Raw genomic sequence first — 3,112 nt, 5'->3', positions numbered from 1 at the left:
CCGTTAGATTTAGCCAAAGCAGGAAGGCACTCGGAGATAGCCACCCTCCTCAAAGCCCACGGGGCGAAGGAGTAGGGGGAGCTAGTTAATTCATTACGAAACGGTCTGTCCTCACTTATAGCTTTTCCCACATGGCAATGGGGGACTGAAATAGTGTATAAATACGGGCATACCTCCAGTCTAAATTTAAGGAGATTAGTACGGCATGAAAGTATTGGTAGCGGATAAATTCGAACAAAGCGGGATTGATGGGATCAAGTCTCTTGGATATGAGCTTGTCTATAGCCCGGATTTGAAAGAGGATGCCTTAACAGAAACGATTATCGAGAGCAAGGCGGATGTGGTAGTAGTTCGATCTACAAAGGTCACCGCCCCGATGCTCGAAAAGGGATGTCTTAGTCTAGTCATTCGCGCAGGGGCGGGATACAACACGATTGATGTTGCTACGGCTTCTAAATTCGGCATCTATGTCTCAAACTGCCCCGGTAAGAACTCCATTGCGGTGGCTGAATTGGCATTTGCTCTTATGCTGTCCCTGGATCGGCGTATTGCTGATAATGTGATCCAAATGCGGCAAGGGCAGTGGAATAAGAAAGAGTTCAGCAATGCAAAAGGCCTATTTGGACGCACGTTGGGTTTAGTCGGAGTGGGCAATATTGGCAAAGAAATGATTCCACGGGCAAAGGCCTTTGGAATGCATGTAGTGGCCTGGAGCCGATCGCTGACCCCCCAAAAGGCTGAAGATTTGGGCGTCGAATACAAAGCAACCCCTGAGGCAGTGGCAACAGCATGTAATGTGTTAAGTGTTCATATCTCATCAGCTCCCGAAACAAAGGGACTGGTGGGTAAAAGTGTATTCAACGCTATGAAGCCGGGGTCGTATTTCATTAACACCTCTAGGGCGGAAGTGGTTGACCATGAGGCGCTGCTTAAAGCCGTACAGGAGAAGGGTATACGCGCTGGACTTGATGTGTTCCCGCAAGAACCAACCTCCTCGACCGACACATTTACCGATCCCGTTGGCATGAACGCTGGTATCTATGGCACTCACCATATCGGCGCATCAACTGAACAGGCGCAGGAAGCGATTGCGGCGGAAACGGTTCGCATTCTCCGCGAGTTCAAAGAGAACGGAACTGTGCCGAATACGGTTAACCTGTGCAAGCGCTCACCGGCAACGCACATGCTCGCCATCAGGCATCTAGACCGCGTGGGTGTGCTGGCGCATATATTTGATGAATTGCGTACTGCAGGGATCAACGTACAGGAAACTCACAACGTCGTTTTCCAAGGCGCAGATGCGGCAATCGCTGAGATACACCTCGATGGCGCTTCTCCTGAGGAAACTAATGACCGCATCAAAGCGCACCCGTCCATCCTGGCGCTCACCCTAACCGAGCTTTAATAAAAAGAAAAGGAAGATAACAATGTCATCTGTAGAACGGATATTCAATTTTTCAGCCGGTCCTGCTGTGCTCCCTCTGCCAGTGCTAGTGGAAGCTCAGCGCGACCTTTTAGCCCTACCAGGCGCAGGCATGTCCATCTTAGAAATCAGTCATCGCTCCCCTAGATTCGACGAGATCATTCTGACCGCCGAAGCTGATATCGCCAAACTGCTTGGCCTATCGAGCGATTATCAAGTGCTGTTCCTGCAAGGAGGCGCCTCACAACAATTCTCAATGGTGCCAATGAACTTCATGCATGGCAAGAGCGCCGACTATGTGAATTCAGGTTCATGGGCCAAAAAGGCCATGAAGGAAGCCAAGAAAGAAGGCGAAGTTGCGGTCATCTGGAGTGGAGATGATGAAAAGTTCAGCCGAATGCCCGATCCAGGTGAGCTAGAGTACAACCAGAATGCCGCCTACGTTCACATCACCGCCAACGAGACTATCGAAGGCATCGAGTGGCATATGGACCCCGATACCGGCAATATTCCGCTGGTCTGCGACGCTTCATCAGACTTTATGAGCCGCCCTATCGAAGCGAATAAATACTCTCTTATCTACGCCGGCGCGCAGAAGAATGCGGGTCCTGCGGGCGTGACCATAGTGATTATTCGCAAGGATATGCTCGAAGAACAAGTCGCCACAACCCTTCCGACCATGCTTGACTACAAGATCATGGCCGAGAACAAGTCGCTCTACAATACCCCGACCACCTTCGGCATCTATATTATTGGCTTGGTCGCCAAGTGGCTCATCAACGACATCGGCGGCCTGCCTGCGATGCATAAGTTGAACAAAGAAAAGGGCGGGCTAATTTATGATGCCATCGACACCAGTGGAGGCTATTATCGCGGCCACTCCCAACCACAAAGCCGTTCACTTATGAACATTACCTTCCGACTGCCAAGCGAAGACCTCGAAAAGCAGTTCGTTAAAGAAGCCAAAGAGCTTAAAATGGACGGCCTAAAAGGTCACCGTTCAGTCGGCGGCATCCGAGCCTCCGTCTACAACGCCTTCCCCATAGAAGGCTGCAAAGCGCTGGTCGATTTCATGAAAGAGTTCAAGCGCAAGAACGGCTAACGAAGTACGCATTTCCGAAAACTCACGAAGCTATGGTAGCAGAGCTAAGACTTTGCTACCATAGCTTTCTTTTTCTGAGTCAATGCACCACCATTTCCCCTTTGGAAAGGGGGAAATGGGTTAAATCTGCCTTTCACCTTTTACCCTTCATTCTCCCTCCGTTGACATAAAGCCTGAGTTGGTGCCATAAGAATGGTATGCGTAAGTTTCTTCGATTTCGGGTTCTCATAGGGGCGATTTTAATAATTGGACTGGTGGTGGTTCCATTGGTCTATTTGAAAAATCGCAAGTTAGTCCAGAAGCTTGTGGGGACGAATATTGTTGTTTACGTGATGGAGAAAAGGGAATGCGTTGAACCTTTATTTCGGGCGTTTGAGAAGAATACTAAAGCGCATATCCTGGCGACTTATTTCACCTCACAAAAAGAACTCATCGATAGGCTGCAAAGCGAGAAGTCTGCCCCGAAAGCTGATTTAGTGCTGGCAAATGATGCGAGCCTGTTGGAAGAATTGCAGAAGAAAGGCTTACTGCAGCCCTATTACTCGCGCCAAAGCCGTGATATTAGGGTGATATTTCGGGATAAAAAG

At 49.5% G+C, this 3,112-nt stretch carries 3 protein-coding genes; all 3 read left to right on the top strand.

What is annotated here, in order from left to right:
- Positions 1-205: 205 nt before the first annotated feature.
- Positions 206-1,405 carry a 3-phosphoglycerate dehydrogenase family protein gene (locus WCO51_11635; protein MEI6513906.1) on the top strand — a complete coding sequence of 400 codons (1,200 nt, stop codon included), beginning with the start codon at positions 206-208 and terminating at the stop codon, positions 1,403-1,405.
- A gap of 22 nt (positions 1,406-1,427) precedes the next feature.
- Positions 1,428-2,525, top strand: coding sequence for a 3-phosphoserine/phosphohydroxythreonine transaminase (serC, locus tag WCO51_11630; GenBank protein MEI6513905.1), 1,098 nt, complete (start codon positions 1,428-1,430; stop codon positions 2,523-2,525).
- A 197-nt stretch (positions 2,526-2,722) separates the two neighbouring features.
- A partial coding sequence (locus tag WCO51_11625; protein ID MEI6513904.1) for a substrate-binding domain-containing protein occupies positions 2,723-3,112 on the top strand: 390 nt, incomplete at its 3' end.

This window comes from bacterium, from assembly GCA_037131655.1.
GTDB lineage: Bacteria > Armatimonadota > Fimbriimonadia > Fimbriimonadales > JBAXQP01 > JBAXQP01.
This window is presented reverse-complemented; position numbering and strand designations above follow the sequence as displayed.